Origin of the sequence: Kitasatospora sp. SolWspMP-SS2h (genome assembly GCF_003259315.1) — a bacterium.
Classification (GTDB): Bacteria; Actinomycetota; Actinomycetes; order Streptomycetales; family Streptomycetaceae; genus Kitasatospora; species Kitasatospora fiedleri.
The window spans coordinates 187,369-205,121 of the sequence record NZ_QLLT01000010.1; the positions used below are offsets into that span (position 1 = coordinate 187,369).

Sequence of the window (17,753 nt, forward strand, 5' to 3'; positions counted from 1 at the left end):
CCGGTCGGACCGCCCGGGAGCCGCCGCGCCCGCAGGTGGGACGCGGCGGCCCGGGACGGCCCGGGGCGGCTCAGTCGCTCGCCTCCGACGCCCCGCTGCGGTCCGCGACGAACCGGTCCAACCCGGCGGATCGGGCGTCGGCCTCGGCCTGGGCCTGCGGGTCGCGCTGCTGCCCCTCCTTCGGGTTGAGCTGCCGGATCATCAGCTCGCGACTGCGGTCGGAGCGGGCGGTGATCCGGTAGTCCCAGTCCTGGCCCGCGCCGGGCTTGCCGGTCAGCCGGACGGTGACCTCGCTCGGCCGGGTGCCCGGCTTGAGGTAGGTGTCCCCCTCGATGGTCCGGATCTGGTCCGTCACCGGGCCGTCGTCCAGGTCGAACGTCCGGTGCAGCGGCAGTTCGGGGCCTTCGCCGGTCACGGTGAGGTGCAGTAGCCCGGCCGCGGGCGCCCCGCCCCGGAGCAGTGGTCCGGCGGCGTCGGCGGCCGTCGCCATGGCGGCGGTGACCAGTTCGCTGGCCGGGCCGTCGTCGGTCCACGTGCCGCGGTGGATCTCGTACGGCTCGCGGTCGGGCCAGTCGTCCTGCGCCCCGGCGACCAGGTCGTCCAGCGTGACCGGCCCGGCGGTGTTCTTCCGCGCGACGTAGTCGATCACCTGGCGCACCTGCTCCGCCTTCAGCGCGGTCCCGCCGGGGTCCTTGAGCAGGGTCCCGAGCAGGGCGGAGGTGTCGGCCGTGGTGCCGCCGGCCAGTTCGACCAGCCGGTGGGCGGCCTTGATGCGGGCGACGCCGGCGTCCGTGCCGGAGGTGAACTCCCCGTTGGCGAACGCCTGTCCGAGCCGCGCGGTGCCCATCAGCTGCTCGTGCCGGGCGGCGGCGGACGGGACGGGGCCGGTCGGAGCGGGAGTGATCGGAGCGGTCGGAGCGGGGCCGGTCGGAGCGGTCGGGGCGGGGGTGGTCGACCCGCCGCCGTCGCCGTCCGGCGTCAGCGCCCGCTCGACCTCGGCGAGCCGCCACGCCCCTTCGGCGAGGCGCGCCTCGCCGCCCTTCTGCTCCGGGGTGAACGCCAGGTAGTGGTCGCCCGGCACGGACTTCGCGGTGGTCTCCGCCGTGGGGATCTCGACGGTGAAGGGAACGACCCCCTTCTCCGTGACGCGCTCCTTGTTCCCGTTGAAGAACGTCACGTCGACCTCGGCGTAGCCGGTGTAGCGCGCCATGTCGTCGGAGTACTTGGCGTTGGAGATCACCTGACCCGAGTCGCTGTGCCCGCCGCCTTCGCGTCCGACCCGGGACGCCCCGCCGATGAGCGACGGGCTGTTGGAGGTCGGGTCGCCGGTGACCTTGGCGCCGACCTGGGCCTGGAGGCCCGCGTTGTTCGCCGAGAGGTCGTACCGGGTGCTGCCGGAGGAGAGCGTGTTGGCCGGGGCGACGTCGGCCTTGCCGCTCGACAGGCTCTCCAGGGAGACGACCTTGACGCCGATCTCGACGCCCTTGCCGCCGCCGAACGTGACCTTGTTGGTCGGGACCGTCGCCGCCACCTCCGCGCCCTGGCTCGCGCTGCCGAACAGCGCCGAGAGGTGGCTGTGCGTGGTGATCTTCCCGACCTGGGGTTCCATCTTCTCCCAGGTCGACGCGCCGAAGTACTGCGGTCCGCGCAGCCGCACCAGGTCCTGGACGCCGCCGACGTCGCCGAGCCAGCGCAGGACGTCGGTGTCGCGCAGGCCGGTCTCCCAGATCCGGTCCGGCGGGACCTGGACGGTTCCCGGCCCGGACGGCTGGAGCGAGACGGTCTGCGGCTGCCGGTCGGCGGCGGGCGCGGCGGTGGCGGCGGCGTCGGACTGCGCCTGCGCCGGCACGTTCTCGCCGGACTCGACGATGGTCTCGTAGCCGATCACCGCAGTGCGCCGCCGGTGGACCTGGGTGCCGACCCACGGCTTGCGGGAGATCGTGAACTGGAGCTCCGCCTCGCCCTTGTAGGCACTGCCGTCCGCCTTGGTCTTGGTGGCGGCACCGGCCGTGGTGCTCCGGGTCTGGACGTCCACCTGGTTGTGGCCCCGGCCGCCGGTGCCGATCAGGCCCCCCGTCACCGAGACGGCGGGTGCGTGCGGCACCGGGACGGCGGCCACCGCCCCGAACACGCCCTGGTGGGTGGTGCCGGTGCCGTCGGCGGTGGCGAAGGTCCGCTGCACGTCGGTGCCGGCGTTGAACTCGGTGGTGCCCGAGTCGCCCAGGTGCTCCAGCTTGTCGCGGAGGACGGCACCGACCCGGACGGTGGTCCGCCCGTGCCGCACCACGATCTCGTCGCCGGCCGTCATGCCCTTGAGCCTGGACTGGAGCTTGTCGGGGGTGAGTTCCGCGTCCAGCTTGCGGCGGACGCCCGCCCAGTCGCTGCCGAACGGGTTGCTCTCCGCCCCGGGCCGCCCCTGCCGCCCGCTGCCGGGCAGGCGCAGGCCGCCGGGCTTCCAGCCCGACTCCACCTGGGACAGGATCGACTCGCCGAGGGTGCGCCGGGGAGCGGGGGCCGTCCCGGCGGAACCGTTCGGCGTGCTGTTCGGCGTGCCGTTCGCCGGGGTCGGCGACACGGTCGGCGTCGGGTCGGGCAGCGCGTGGACGTCGGTGACGATCGCCGACGAGTCCAGGCGCCGCTGCTCCACGAAGCCCTTCGGCTGCTTCGTCGTGTCCCGCTGGACCGACCCGCTCACCGGCTCGGCGTCGCGCTCCGGGACGGCGACCCGCGCCACCGTGTGCACCTCCAGGGGGACGGTCCCGTGGTCCACGCCCAGCTGGGTGAACTTGACCTCGACGTCGTAGGCCGTGTCGACGTCGAAGAGCACGGCCTTCTCGACGTGCTTGCCGCGGTTCGAGGCCGAGCCCACCGTCTCCGTGGTCCGGCCGTAGCTGCGCTCCAGCCGGTACGCGTAGCCGGTCGGGATGTCGACGAACGGCGCCTTGATCTTGACCTGGCCGCCGCCGGCCGTCCGGTCGCGGCCGTCGTGCAGATTGCCCTGGCCGCTCGACGCCCGGGTGCCGGACTCGAACTCGTACTTGTCCGCCTTGGAGTGGTAGGTGGCCTCCCCCAGCCGGGCCCGGACGGTGATCTCGGCCGACCAGGTCTTGCCGGAGACGGTCTCGGTGATCTTCCCGCCGCGGGTGAGCTGGGAGAGCTGGGTCTTGAGCGCGACCCGGTCGAAGCTCGCGTCGAGCCGCTGCCTCATCTCCTCCGACGGCTCGCCGTGCTTCCGGCGCAGCGCGTCGTTCACCGCCGAACGCACCTTGTCGGCACCGCTCAGGCTGTGCACCACGTAGGACGCGTTCAGCTCGTGCTGCTCGCGCATCCGGCGCGGTGCGACGTGGGTCGCGTCCGCCTTCGGCGCGGTGCTGGTGGTCGTGTCCGCCTTCGGCGCGGTGCCGTCCGTCGCGTCCGCCTTCGGCGCGGTGCTGGTGGTCGTGTCCGCCTTCGGTGCGGTGCTGGTGGTCGCGGGCCGCTTGAAGTCGATCACGCCGTCCTCGGTGCGGGGCGCCTGGACCTTGACGGTGTCCCGGGCGTCCATGCCCACCTCGGCGCGGACCGGCACCGACACGTCGGGCTCGCCGTCGGCCGCCTTGCCGGGCGGGCCGATGCGGACGTCCACGACCAGCTCGGTGCCGTAGATGACCTGGGGCGCGCCGTACTTGCCGCTGGCGTACACCCGGTCGGCCTGCCGGCCCTGTCCGCCCGCGCGCCGGCGCTGCTCGGCGGCCGCGGTGGCGGTCAGGTCGAAGCCCGGCGTGCCCTTGACCGGTACGCCGCCGACGTGGCCCTGCTCCATGGTCGTGCGCGCGCCCAGCCGACGGTCCAGGCTGAACGAGCTGGTCTCGTTCACCACGTTGAGTTCGGCCTTGCCGTCCTCCCGGCGGTAGGTCATCGTCCGGACCTCGGCGACGGCGGTGACGACGAGGCTCTCCTTCCCGGGGACCTTGATCTCCAGCGGCTCGCCGCGGGTCATCCCGGTCAGCCGGGCGGACAGGTTCGGCTGGCTGAACCCGCGCATGACCTGTTCGCGGACGGTGTCCCAGTCCTTGCCGAACTTCGCCCGCCCGGCGGTGTCCAGCGCCTCGCGCAGCTGCTTGGTGCTCTCCAGGTCGCGGACGACGACGGTCTCGCCCAGCCCGCCCGTGTCGTCGCCGCCGTGCCAGACACTGGCGGGCGGGCTGACGACCTCGTGCAGCTGCGGCCCGGTGGAACCGTCCGTCTTCGGGGCGGTCCCGTCCGCCTTCGGGGCGGTTGCATCCGCCTTCGGCTGGTCCGTCTTCGGCTGCTCCGTCTTCACCGACTCCGGTGCCGTGTCGGCGCGGTCCACCAGCAGCCGGACGGCCGCCGTACCCGCATCGCTCGCCACCGGCTTGCCGTTGAACGACAGGTCGAAGTGGACGGTGCCGTCGTAGACGACGCCCGGCACCTTCGACTTGCTGGTCAGCTGGGAGGTGCGGGCCTCGCCGGTGACCGAGACCTGGTCGCGCCCCAGCCGCCCGGCAACGCCCGGCGGGGAGATCAGAGCGGCGCCCGGCTTGACCACGGACGAGAACCCGAGCTGACCCGCGTGGCCGGTGTTCGAGGACTTGCTGCGCACCTGCTGCATGCTGGTGCCGATGTTGAACTCGGTCTCCTTGGTGGTGCCGACCTGCTTCAACTCCTCCACCCGCGCGGTGATCTCAACCGTACCGAGCGGCTTGCCGCGCCGGTCGGTCAGCGTGACGGAGACCGGCTCACCCGCCGTCATGCTCTTCAGGTCGCGCTGGAGGCGGGCCAGGTCGACCTCGGCGAGGACCTTGTCCCGCAGCGCGGGCCAGTCGTTGCCGAACGCCTCCTTCGCCGACGCCTCCGCCTTTCCGAGCAGCGCCTCCACCGGTCGGCGGTCGTGCGACGCGCCACGCGGCGAGAGGTCGAGCACGATCTCCTGGCCGCCGACCCGGCCGTCCTGCAGCCGCTGCGGAGGGACCCGCTGCTCGCTGCTCGGCGTGATCTCCGGGCGCTGCGGGACCGCGACCGTCAGGCCGAGGTCCACCTTCTCGGTGTGCCCGCCGGACTCGTTGCGCACCGGAGTGCCGTGGTGGCTCAGGTCGTTGAAGTCGATTTCCAGCTGCATCGTCGACCGGAACAGGTCGGCTTCCTCGTTGGTCTTCGACCGTGCCACCGTGCCGCCGAGGTCCATGGTGACCTCGGCCCGGCCGCGGTCGTGGTAGTAGGCGACGAGTTCCTGCGGCTCGCCGACGCCGCGCGTCTGCCTGGTCTGGGCCCCGACGTTGAACTGCCACGCCGAGTCCCGGTCGGTGCCGATCGCCACGGTGCGGTCGGCGCCGTCCTCGAACTCGATCTTCCTCTGGCCCGCGGGCGTCGACTCGGTGACCTGGCCGCGCAGTTTGACGTTGCCGCTCCAGCCGTTGCCCTCGAAGGGGGCCGTCCACACCTCGCCCCGGGAGAGCGCGCTGAGCATCGGACGCAGCGTCGCCGGACCGAAGTTGGCGTCCGCGAACGCCCGGGCCGCCGCCCGGTCGCCCGGCACGGCCCGGGCCAGCACGTCGAGGACCTTCTTCCGAACGGCCGTCTCGTGCTCGGTCAGCCCGACCACCAGGTCGGTGCCCGCGATCGGCTTCGGCTCCGGCTTCGGGGCCGGCTTCGCCTCGACGACGGTGTCCGGCTTCGGCGGCTCCGACTCGTCCCCGGGAGTCTTGAGCGGCGGCTGCTGCTCGGCCTCCGGCGCGGGTTCCGGCTTCGGCGGCTCCGACTCGTCCCCGGGAGTCTTGAGCGGCGGCTGCTGCTCGGCCTCCGGGGCCGGCTTCGGGGTCGGCGCCGACTCGGGCTGCTGCTCGGCCTTCGGGGCCGGCTTGGGCGGCTGCTGCTGCTCGTGCTCCGGGGCCTTCGCCTCCGGCTCGGGGGTGGTCGTGGTGTGGCCGACCGCCGGGGTGACCGGCTGCGGTTCACTGCCGTCGTAGTGGTTCCCGCGGTGGTACACCGTCGCCGGCGTCCCACCGGGGGGGCCGAAGACCGCCCGGGTGATGCCGTCGTGGTCGACCACCCGCAGGCGCAGGTCCAGCGCGTGGGCGGCGGCGGCCGGCAGCATCTCGCCCTCGTCCGACCCCCACCGACCCGACCAGTCCCGGACCGTGCCGAGCAGGGCCCGCTGTTCGCGGGGCGACGGGTCCGGCGAGTTGACGGCGAGGTGGTCGGAGATGATCGCCCGCAGCTCGGAGTCGGGCATCCCGACGAACCCGGACCGGTTCTCGGACGGGAGGAACTCGAGGAGTTCGCTCTGGCGCAGGTTCGACCGGCTGAGCAGGTGGTTGCGATAGTTGGCCACGACCTCGGTCGGCCAGTCCTCCGGACGCAGGGTGCCGAAGTGCTGCTCGACGGCGTTCTGCAGACCCTCGGGGTGGCGCCCGGACAGGCCGGGGACGCTGGCTTCGAGCGAGTGGATCAGGCAGAGGCCGTCACCCTTCACCGGGATGCGGGCACCGAGCGGCGGGAACTCCGACACGGGCGCGCGCTCGGTGCGCGGCTCGGGAGTCGTCGTACGCGGCTCGGGAGTCGTCGTGCGGTCGGTCGGCTTCGGGGTGTCCGTGGTCTCCGGCTCGCGCCGCCCGGGGACCGGGTTCCCGTGCGGGTCGCTGACGGACGCCGACACCGTCCAGTCGGCGCGGAAGTGCTCCGGCAGTCCGCCGGTCGCGGGGGTCACCTTGCGTACCGCCGGGTCGGCCCAGCGCAGTTGGCCGTCGCGGTCGTGGACCAGCGCGACGGCGTGGCCCGCGCCGTTCGGGCCGGTGCCGAGCACGGTGGCGAAGCTGCCCTTCCCGGCCGCCCGTACCTGGTCCATCAACGTCCCGATGGCGTCCGGCCCTTGGCCGAGCCGGACGGGTCCTTCCGAGCCGACCGCCGGCGCGTCGCCGTGCGGCGGCTGTCCGGCCACCCGGGGGCGCCCGAAGTGGGTGTCGCGGTACGCGCCGACGCTCTCCAGGCTGGTGTCCGGGTTCAGGTCCGGGTCCTGGCCGGGCCGGGTGCTCTCGGCGGACCGGCCCGACGCCTCGGGCGGATTGACCTTCTGGAGCAGGGCGTTGCTCAGCGGCGGGTGCATCTTGGGCTCGCCGCCCAGGTAGTCGATCAGCTTTCCGGTCAACTCGGCCTGCGGGGCCGTCTCCTGGCGTTCGCCGCCGTGCGTCGGACCGGTCGTCGGGACGGTGGTGCCGTCCTCCCCGGCCGTCGGGCTCTCCGGCCGGGAGGGCGGTAGCGCCACGTCCGCCGGGGTGGCCTCGCGCACGGGCGCCGGTTCGGGGGCGGGCTCGGTCCCGGGCCGGGCGAGGGTCGAGTAGGTGTCCATGAAGTTCGGGTCGTGCGGGCCTGAGATGTTGTTCTCGTGCGGGTCGGCGACCGAGGCCCACACCGTCCAGTCGGCGCGGAAGTTCTCCGGCAGTCCGCCGGTCGCGGTGGTCACCTTGCGGTCCGCCGGGTCGGCCCAGCGCAGTCGGCCGTCGCGGTCGTGGACCAGCGCGACGGCGTGGCCCTGGCCCTCCTTGCCCGCACCGAGCACGGTCGCGAAGCTGCCCGGCCCGCCGGCCCGGACCTGGTCCATCAGCTTCCGGACCGCGGCGTCGCCCTCACCGAACAGCGCCGGGCCGTCGTGCCGCTTCCAGAGCGTGTTGCCCGGATTCGGCTCCACGTCCCCGTGCAGCGTCTGCCCCGAGACCCGGGGACGCCCGAAGTGGGTGTCCCGGTACGCCTCCACGTTCTCCAGGCAGGCGTTCAGGTCGTTGCCACGCTGGAAGCCCGCCGCGGCGTTGACCGGTTCCTGGTGCGGATTGACCTTCTGGAGCAGCGAATTGCTCAAGGCCGGGTGCACCTTCGGCTCGCCGCCGAGGTAGCCGAGCAGATCCTGGCTCAGCGGGTGCTCCGGGCCGAACGAGCGGTAGCCGCGGTCGTTCATCACCCCGTCGGTGTTCTCGTACGCCGGGGTGCGGCGCCGCTTGGTGTCCCGCTCGGCGGTCGACCCGTCCTGCTCGTCCTGCTCGCTCCGCTCGTTCTGCGGGTCCGGCTCGTTCTCCTCGTCCTCACGTCCGCGCTTGCGCGGGTTCGGCAGGTCCTGCGCCGTGTCACCGTCCCGGTCCACGGCCATCGGGTCCGGGTCGGGATCCGTCCGGTGCTCGACCGACGGGGTCGGAACGGTCGACTCGATCGGGCTGTCCAGCTGCATCGGGTCCGGCGTGTGCCCGCGCGGCGTGTCGCTGCCGGGCGCCGGGGTGTGGTCGGTGGTCGGGACGTGGTCGGTGGTCGGGGTGGGCACCGAGCCGAACCCGGGCTGGTGCGCGGTCACGGGCGCGGTCACGGGCGCGGGCGCGGACTGGAGGTACGCGTCGGTCTCGCGGTGCAGGCCGTCGATCCAGGCCGCGTTCTGGCCGGGCTGGAACTCCTCGACCAGCGCCTCGACGTGCGACTTGAAGGAGAACGGCCTGCCGGCGGGCTCGTTGAAGGCCATCCGCAGGGCGCTCTCCAGCATGATCGCGCTGTTGTTCGCCGCCTGCTCGTTCAGCACCCCGTTGTTCCGCAGGGTGTCCGCGGCCGTCCGCAGTTGCTGGGGCGTCGTGCCGGGTTGCCGGAGGTCGGCGAGGGTCTGCTCCTGGGCCGCCAGCCGGTCGTGGAGGCCGTTGATCTCGTTGCGCACGGTGTCCCGCATCCAGCCTTCCGGGACCTCCCGGAGCAGCCGGGCGGCCTTCCCGTCGAAGCGCTGGACCTGCTCGGTGGCCACCGGGTGGTAGAGGCCCACGGTGCGTCCGGTGAACTCCGGCCCGGTGGGCGGGGCCAGGTTCAGCGGTCGGCTGCTCTGCCGTCCGATGTGGTGGTCGCCCGGGGCCTTGACGACTTCCTGGCTGATCACCTCCCAGCCGTCCGGGCCGTGCCGCAGCACGTTGGTGGCTTCGAACAGCTGGCCCTGGCCGGGCGTCACGTACTCGTCGACGCCGAACCAGTCCGTGGCGGGGTGGCGCAGCCGGAAGTCGGCGGCCGGGCCCAGGTTGGAGGTCGCCGAGTACGACTGGACGTGCCAGACCTTGAAGGAGTTCGGGCCCACGTCGGTGACTGCCAGCGCGCAGCCGTTCATGCCGCCGGTGAACACCAGCCCGTCGCCCGGCCGCGCCGGGTCGGGGTGGCGGACCACGTCCACACTGCCGATCGCGGCGTCGTTGACCGGCCGGCCCTGCTTGTACGGGATGTAACCGGCCCGGACGTACTCGTGGTCGGGCTTCGGCGCGGGCAGCGCGACCCCGTTCGACGGCCGCGGGAACGACGGGTCGTGCTCCGCGTACTTCTCCCACGCCGGGGTGAGGACGTACGCGTCGTGCCCGGCCGGGGCGTTCGGGTCCCGCTCCAGGGTGAACCAGTGCTCACTGCTGCGCTCGAACGCGTCGACGAAGGTGAACGCGTCGTGCTGCTGGAGGCCCGGGGTACGGCTCATGACGCCGTCGGCGAAGGAGACCGAGACCGGGGTGTGGGACAGGAATTCCACCGGGTCGTGCACCAGCCCGTGCTCGGCGGTGCCGACCGGGGGCAGCAGCGGCTCGTGGCCCGGCGCGGGGTCCTGGACGTGCTGCTGGTGGTCGGTGTCCTGGTGGTTGGTGTCCTGGTGGTCGGTCTGCTCCTGGACCTGGTCGTGCTGGACCTGGTCGTGCTGTGCGGGATCGTGCTGGACCTGGTCGTGCTGGTTCGTGCTGTGGACGGACGGGCCGCTGTGGTCCGTGCCCTGCTGGCCGGTGGGTGCCGTGGTGCGGGGGGCCGATCCGAAGCCGCGCGAGGGGCCGGGGGTCCCGTCGTTGCCCTGGTGCGCGGGGGTGCTGGTGCTGCTGCCCGTCGGCGGGGTGACCGGCGGGGTGTCGGCGCTCGGCTGTTCCAGGCGGAGTTCGCGTCCCGGACCGCCCTCCTCCGTACCGGGGTAGCGGTTCAGCTCGTTCCCGTCGTGGGTGAGCACCACGTCGCGGCCGAGGTTCTTCGCCAGCGCGGTGAAGTAGGCGTCGCGGGACGGGCCGGGTGTGTCCAGGCCGGTGCTGCCGGGCCTCACCAGGTTCTTGATCACGGCGTCGAGGGTCTGCTTCTCGATGCCGGCGAGCGGGCCCTGCCGGTTCCCGTCGATCCAGGTGGCGAAGTGCTTGCCGAAGTCCTTGGCGTCCTCGGGCGTGCGGAGGTCGTGCAGTTCCAGCACGCTGCGGCGGATGCTCGCCTCGTCGTGTCCGGTCAGCGGGACGGCGAGGGTGTCCGAGTCGGTGCTGCGGAAGCGGCCCATGTACTGCTCGGCCTGCTGGCCCTTGGACGCCTTCGGCGCGTGCTCGCCGGTGCTCGGCGAACCGGTGTTCTCGTCGCCCCGGGCCTGGACCACGCCCTGTCGGCGGGCGGCCTTCTCCTGCCTCCGCTGCTGCTTCTCCTCGGCCTTGCGCTGCCGCTCCTCCCGCTCCTCGCGTTCGATCCGCTGCCGCTCCTCCTGCCGCTGCCGGTGCTGCTCGTCCAACTCGGCCTTGCGCTGCTGGAGTTCGGCGGTGCGCTCGGTGACCTCACGCTCCTTGGTGCGGCGCTCCTCCAGCATCGTCCGGGCCTGCTCGGCGCGCTGCTCGGCGGCGTTCAGCCGGTTGCGGTGGTCGGGGCCGGGGTTGGGCTCCTGCCGGAGGTTCCGGGCCTCCTCCTCCGTCTGCCGGACGAACTCCTCGGTGCGGGTGACGGACTTCCGGGCGGCGGAGACGGCCGGTTCGTACTGGCGCAGCGCGTCGCCGAGGTTCGTCCTGGTCTCGCCCTTGGCGTAGTTCTTCTCGCCCTCGCGCTGCCGGTCGTCGACCCGGTCGGACATCCGGGCGGCGGTGAACGCGAGCGGGTCGAGGGTGCCGTCGCCGCGGTAGCGGCCGTCACCGTCCGCGTTGTGGACCAGCAGCGGCCGGAACGGCGGGCGGGCCTCGCCGTTCGGGCTCGGCTCGTGGCCGGGGCGCGGGTCGATCGGGAGTCCGGAGCCGAACTTCGCCTCCGGGCGGTAGAGCCGGGAGACCAGGTCGCCGAGGTCCTTCTCGGCCCTGCTGACCCGCGCCTGGGCGGCGGCCTCGCCGTCGGTGCCCCGGGCCGTCTCCAACTCGCCCTTGGCGGTGGTCAGTTCCTGATTGAGCTTGACCGCGTGCTCCTTGAGCGCCGGCCCGGCCCGGTGCACCTCCTGGACGACCGACAGCGCCAGGCCCTCGACCACGTCCTTGCCGTGGAAGACCTCCCGGTCGAAGGTGGTCGGCTGCCTGGTGCCGCCGCTGCCCGGGTAGGTGTGCTCCCACTTGCTCTTCTGGCCCGTGGTGGTGGCGCCGTTGGCGTACTCGGTAGTGCGCACGACCTCGCCGTCGGGCAGCTTGAACTCCTGCATGGCCTTGCGGTCCAGCGGTTCGAGCTGGTCGTGCAGGGAGACCCAGCCGTCGTAGTGCGAGAGGATCTCGGGGCCGAACACCATGGTGGTGGGGCCGTACCGGGTGACCATCTTCTCGTTGCCGACCTCCATCCGGAAGAAGGCGAAGTCGTCGTTGCCGAGGCTGCTGGTGTTGGTGCCGCTGCTCTTCCCGGACGCCATGAACTTGAAGTCGCGCCGCTTGAGGTCGCCCTGCGAGGAGAGCATGCCGGAGTTGGCGATGGCGTGGTAGGCCGGGGTGGAGTGCTTGAGCCGGTAGGGCAGGTCCTGGAGGGAGTCGTAGAGGCCCTTCAGCTCGGGGTCGGCCCTGAGGTGCGGGTCGACCTGGGCGTGCAGGTCGCCGAGGTTGCGCTCTGACAGCGCGCGGACGAAGTCGGCCCGCTTCTCGGGCGGGAGGGTGGCCAGGTCCTCGGGGAGGTTCGCCAGGTCCTCGGGGGTGAGCGTCTTCAGGTCCTCGGGCTTCGGGGCGTTCGCGTCCTCGGGCTTCGGGGCGTTCGAGTCCTCCGGCTTCGGCGCGTTCGGGTCCTCGGTCCTGGGCGTCTCGGACCCGGGCGGGCGCTCGTTGCCGGCGCCGTTCCTGATCTCCTCCTGGACGGTCTTCCACTGGGTGCCGGTGGGCACGTCGGCGTACGCCTGGTCGCGGCGGAACGTGCGCACCTTGTTCCGGACCATGTCCATCAGCTCCCGGTTGAGCGCCAGCGGGACGCGCTCCCCCTTGTCGCCCGTACCCGGCTCGGACAGGGTCTTGGAGAGGCCGGACAGCGGGCCGTACTCGTTGCGCAGGTTGTAGAGGCCGCCGTGCTCGGCGGCTCCCGTCACCTGGCCCTTGAGCAGGCGCTCCAGCTCCTCGCCCCGCCTGACCGTCTCCTGCTCGTACCGGAGCTGCGCCTCCGGCGTCGGGTGCGCCTCCTCGAAGCGCGGACGGTCGGCCATCAGCATCAGCCGGTCGCGCAGTTCGTCGCCCTTGCCGACGATCTCGCTGCCGGTGGAGAGCAGGTGCTTGGCCGGGTCGCCCTGGCCGTTGCCCAGCCGGGCCTGCTCGTCCAGCCACTGCGCCCGCTCCAGCACCCTGCCGGCGGTCTGCGGGTAGTCGCTGCGGATCAGCATGTCGGCGAACTGGTGGAGTTCGGGCTGCGACAGGCGGTCGACGTCGACCTCGACCGGGGTCTTCTTGCGGGTGCCGAAGTCCTCGTCCATCCACTTCGAGAACGCGTTCGGGTCGGCCGGGTCGTCCTCGGACCTGGTCCACTTGTTCTCGTCCGCGTTCCACTTCAGCTTGACCGGGCCGCCGCCGGAGGCTGCGGCCTCGCTGTCGTGCTGCTGGATGATGTCCGTCTCGTCCTGGCGCTGACCGGAGTTCGTCACCGTGCCGAAGCCGTCGTCCGGACGGGGCTGCTCGGTGCGCGGCTGCTCGACGTGCGGCTGGTCGGTGTGCGACTGCTCCGGGGCGGGCCGCTCCTCGGGGCGGGTGAAGCTGGAGTAGGTGTCCATGAAGTTCTGGTCGTGCGGCCCGGAGATGTTGTTCTCGTGCGGGTCGGCGACGGAGGCCCAGACCGTCCAGTCCTTGCCGAAGTTCTCCGGCAGGTTGCCGTCCGCCGGGGTGACCTTGCGGTCGGTCAGGTCCGCCCAGCGCAGCGTGCCGTCCTGGTCGTGGACCAGCGCGACGGCGTGGCCGTCACCCTGCTTGCCCGTACCCAGCACCGTGGCGAAGGTGCCCGGACCGCCCTCCTTGACCTGCTCCATCAGCTTCTGGACGGCCGGACCGCCCTCACCGAACAGCGCGGGCCCGTCGTGCCGCTTCCACAGCGTGTTGCCGGGAATCGGCTCGACCGTGCCGTGCAGCGTCTGTCCCGAGACCCGGGGACGCCCGAAGTGGGTGTCCCGGTACGCCTCCACGTTCTCCAGGCACGCGTTCAGGTCGTTGCCGCGTCGGAAGTCCGGCCCTGCGTTGACCGGCTCCTGGTGCGGATTGACCTTCTGGAGCAGGCCGTCGCTCATCTCCGGGTGCGGCTTGCCCGGGCCGCCGAGGTGCTGCACCAGGTCCTGGGTCAGCGGGTGCTCCGGGCCGAACGAGCGGTAGCCGCGGTCGTTCATCACCCCGTCGGTGTTCTCGTACGCCGGGGTGCGGCGCCGCTTGGCGTCCCGCTCGGCGCCGCCCTCGTCGTCCCGGTCGTCCCGGCCGCGCTTGCGGTCGTTCGTCCCGGGCGTGGCGGTGTCCTGGTGGGGCCGCTGCTCGACGGGGCCGGTCGAACGGTTGCCGGTGGTCGACGCGGGCTCGTGCGGTGAAGGCTCCTGCCGCGCGGGGCCGTTCGCCTGGTGGTCGGTGCGGACCGGCGGCTGCTCGGGGGTCGCCCCGGCGGGCCGGCGGCGCGGGTTGGCGATCCTGCGGCCCAGCGTGTTGGTGTTCCCACCGGCGTGCTCGCTGCCGAACGCCTCCTGGTGCGAACGCTTGGTCCCGCCCGAGACGGTCCCCGTGCCCCCCGCCTTGGGGGTGCCCGTCCCCACCGGGCCGCGGGACGACCCGCCGCCCGGGTGGCCGCCACCCATCGCTCCCGGGGCGAAGCCCGCACCGGTCATCGGGGTGCCCGTCGGCGCCTGGTTCTGCGGCACGCCCGTGGGGACGGAGCCGTCGGCCAGGCCGTTCGGGACGGTCTGGTCGGGGGTGTTCTGCGTACCCGGCCGGGACTGCGCGTGGGCCTGACCACCCGCGATGCGCGTCCCGCCGTCGAGGTGGGTGGCGCCCTCCCCGACACCGCCCAGGTGGGCGGCACCGGACAGCCCGGGCACCGACCCCAGCCCACCGACCCCCGGCGAACCGGGCTGGACGCTCTCGTGCACCGCACCGGACCCGGCGGACGCGGCCACCGGCTCGGGACGCGGCGCGGCCTGCTCCTGGTGCGGCACCACGTTCTCGTGCGCCGGGGCCGACTCCTGACGCGGGACGGGCGTCTCGTGCGACTGCGGCGCAGCCTGCTCGTGCCCGGTCGGCGGCGCCGACTCCTGGCGCGGCGCCGGGGTCTCGTGCGACTGCGGCGGCGCCTGCTCGTGCGCGACGGGCGCGGAGTCGTGCCCCAGCTGCGGCGCAGCCTGCTCGTGCGCGACCGGCGGCGCCGACTCCTGACGCGGTGCCGGGGCGTCGTGCGACTGCGGCGGGGCCTGCTCGGCACGCGGCGCCACCGACTCGTGCGCGACCGGCGTGGAGTCGTGCTCCACCCGCGGCGCGGCGGACTGTTCGGGACGCGGCGCGGCCTGCTCCTGGTGCGGCGTCACGTTCTCGTGCGCCGGGGCCGACTCCTGGCGCGGTGCCGGGGTCTCGTGCGACTGCGGCGGCGCCTGCTCGTGCGGGACGGGCGTCTCGTGCGACTGCGGCGGCGCCTGCTCGTGCGCGACGGGCGTCTCGTGCGACTGCGGCGGCGCCTGCTCGTGCGCGACCGGCGGCGCCTGCTCGTGCCCGGTCGGCGGCGCCTGCTCGTGCGCGACCGGCGGGGCCGACTCCTGGCGCGGTGCCGGGGTCTCGTGCGACTGCGGCGCGGCCTGCTCGGCACGCGGCGTCACCGACTCGTGCGACTGCGGGGCCGCCTGCTCCTGGTGCGGTGCCGGGGTCTCGTGCGACGGCGGCGGCGCGGAGGCCAGCGCGGACTGCACGTGCGGCATCGCCGATTCGACCTTCGGCGTCGCCGTCTGGGTCTCGGCGCGCGGCGCGGGGTTGTCCTGGGCCCGGATGCCCGACTGCTCGTGGGTCACGGGCGCGGACGTCTCGTGCGTGGCGGGCGCGGACGTCTGGTGCGGGGCCGAAGAGGCGGGCGCGGACGTCTGGTGCGCGGTCGAGGAGGCGGGCGGAGCCGTCTCGTGCGGGGTGGAGGAGGTGGGTGCGTTGGTCGGGTGGGTGTCCGCGCCGTCCCCGGCGCTGCGGGTCGAGCCGAACGGCGTCAGGCCGTTGACCTTCGAGTCGCCCGCGCCCGTCGTCCCGGAGCTGTGCCCGCCGGACGAGCCGGAACCGGAGCCGGCGGCCATGGCCGCACCCGCTCCCGCCCCCGCGCCCGCGCCCGCGCCCGCGCCGAGCAGCGAGCCGGTGTCGGCACTGCTGCCGTGCGTGCCCGTCCCCGAGCCGCCGCTGCCACTGCCGCTGCCACTGCCACTCCCGCCACCGGACGAGGACGTCCCGGACGGGCCGTGGTAGGCGCTGTCACCGGAGGAGGTGGCGGGCTTGTTGAAGGTGGGCGGACCGTCGTGGCCCGCGCCGCCGGTGCTGCCGGTGCTGCCGGGGAGGTCGAGCTTGGGGGCCTCGGCGGGGGTGGGGGCGTTGGCGTGGCCCTTGATCGCGGAGGCACCCGCGTGCAGGCCCGCGCCCGCGCCGCCGGAGAGGCCGGAGCCGAGCAGGGACTCGCTGTCGACCTTGCCGGTGGTGATCAGCTGGGTGGAGACGTCCGCGCCGACGCCGACCGCCGCGCCGCTGGCCATCTTGCCGGCGGTGGAGTTGAGGGCGCTCTCCGCGCCGATCTTCTTGCCGGCCGCGCCGATGCCCTTGCCGATCAGGTGGGCGGACGCGCCTCCGACCGCGCCGCCGAGGGCGTTCTGGCCGACTTCCTTCATGTCGATGCTCTTGCGGTGGCCCTCGGCCAGCTCGATGCCCTGGGCCAGGAAGTTGATCGCGGCCATCTGGGCGGCCTGCTTGGCCGCCATTTCGAGCATCTCCTTGAGCAGCTTCTTCAGCAGCTGCGAGACGACCACCCGGCTGGCCGCGATCATCACCGGCACCTCGAGCAGCGAGGCGCCCGCGGTGAACGGCGCCTCCGCCTCGGCGGTGGCCAACTCGAAGGCCAGGATGCCGAGTTGCGCGATGATCTGAATCTTGGCGGTCTCCGCGGAGTTGGCCACCTGCTCCAGCATGTCGCCCATGCCGTTGAGCGCGTTGATCGCGCCGGGCAGGTAGCCGGGGTCCTGCTCGGTGCCCTTGCCGACCGAGTACTTGTCCCAGTACGCGCCCAGGGCGTCGGCGGCGGCGCCCTTCTGGCCGTCCAGGGCCCGCTTGATGGTCGAATCAGCGCTCTGCGCCGCGTCCTTGAGGGAGTCGGCCGCCTTGCGGCAGTGCTCGGCCATGTCGCGGAGCTGGTCCTCGTCGGCCTCGGGCCAACGCGTTCCGGCGAGCAGCAACAGGACCCACTGGAGCGGCTCCGGGAGTTCGACAGCCATGGGTTCAGTGCCTTCCGCTCTGGATGGGCCGCGTGCTGATGATCGGTTGGACGGGGGCGGACGGGAGCGAGGGCGCGGTGGGCATCTGCACGGTGCTGTCGATGCCGTCGAGTTCGGAGACGACGTTCTCGTCCGCGTTCTGGTAGCTCTCGGCCATCGCCTTCAGCCCGTCGGCGATGCCCTTGAGCGCGTCGGGCAGGCCCTTGACGACGTCCATGGTGTCGTGGCTGTACTTCAGGTAGCCCTTCTCCCCCTCGGCGAACTTCTTGCCCGACTCGTCGTTGCCCCAGGGGTTCTGGGCCTCCATCGAGGGCAGGAAGGCGCTCAGCGAGCGGTAGACGTTGGCCACCTGCTCGGAGGCCGCGAGCATCGGCGAGACGGCCGCCCGGTACTGCGCCGGGTCGACCTGGAAGCCCGACCCGGCACCCCCCGATCCTCCGCCGCTCGCGGAGGACGCGCTCCGCTTGGCGGCGCCCTGGCCGGAGGAGGCCGGAGCCGCCGCGTCACGGGCGACGGCGCTGGCCCGCTGCAGGGGCTGCGCGGGCTCGCTCCGCTCCGTCGGACGCAGCGGCTCGGTCCCGTCCTGCATCGGAACGCCCCGCTCCGTCGGGCGCAGCGGTTCGGTCGCCTCCCGCGCCGGAACGCCCTGCTCCATCGGCTGGAGCCGCGCCGTCCCCTCCTGCATCGGAACGCCCCGCTCCATCGGGCGCAGCGCCTCGGTCGCCTCCCGCGCCGGAACGCCCTGCTCCATGGGCTGGAGCCGCGCCGTGCCCTCCTGCATCGGGACGCCCCGCTCCATCGGCTGGAGCCGCGCCGTCCCCTCCTGCATCGGAACGCCCCGCTCCATGGGCTGGAGCCGCGCCGTCGCCTCCTGCATCGGAACGCCCCGCTCCGTCGGCTGCAACGGCACGCTCTCCGCCCGCTGGAACGGCTGCAGGGGCTCCAGCGGGGCGCTGTCGGGCATGACCGTGCCGACCCGCATCCGGGTGGGCTCGATCGCTTCCTCGGGCAGCAGGCGGGCGGTGCGGGTGGGCTCGGCCAGCGCGTCGGCGGTGTACCAGGCCGACTCGTCGTTGCTCATGGGAGGGTTCCTTCGTCAGGGCGGGCGCGGCGGGCGGCGGGC

At 73.5% G+C, this 17,753-nt stretch carries 2 protein-coding genes; both read right to left on the bottom strand.

The genetic code is table 11. From position 1 onward, the window contains the following. Positions 1–70: 70 nt before the first annotated feature. Positions 71–16,630, bottom strand: a complete 16,560-nt coding sequence (locus K353_RS14760; protein WP_111554050.1) for a toxin glutamine deamidase domain-containing protein — start codon at positions 16,628–16,630, stop codon at positions 71–73. 4 nt (positions 16,631–16,634) lie between these two features. Next, positions 16,635–17,711, bottom strand: a complete 1,077-nt coding sequence (locus tag K353_RS14765; protein WP_111554051.1) for a hypothetical protein — start codon at positions 17,709–17,711, stop codon at positions 16,635–16,637. Positions 17,712–17,753: the final 42 nt, after the last annotated feature.